Annotated in this window: 1 protein-coding gene; it reads left to right on the top strand. The window is 69.9% G+C overall.

Going from position 1 to position 299, the window contains the following annotated elements:
- Positions 1-299: KR domain-containing protein (locus HKX41_11020; protein NNC24662.1), on the top strand; the 299-nt coding region annotated here is incomplete at both ends.

Genomic DNA, 299 nt, shown 5'->3' with positions numbered 1-299 from the left:
GGTGCATGCCGACGGCCACCGCCTCAACGGCGTGCTGCATTCGGCCGGGGTGATCGAAGACGCGTTCCTGCTGCGCAAGAACGCGGAAGGGTTCGCCCGTGTGATCGCGCCCAAGACCCTGGGCACCTGGCACCTGGACGAGGAGACCCGGGCCGAGCCGCTGGACCTGTTCGTGCTGTTTTCCTCGGTCGCCGGCGCGCTGGGCAATGTCGGGCAGTGCGACTACGCCTATGCCAACGCGTTCCAGGACGCGTTCGCGCATGCGCGCGACGCGCGCGGGCTGGCCGGCGAACGCAACG

The organism is Salifodinibacter halophilus (assembly GCA_012999515.1).
Taxonomy (GTDB): Bacteria; Pseudomonadota; Gammaproteobacteria; order Nevskiales; family Salinisphaeraceae; genus Salifodinibacter; species Salifodinibacter halophilus.
This window is presented reverse-complemented; position numbering and strand designations above follow the sequence as displayed.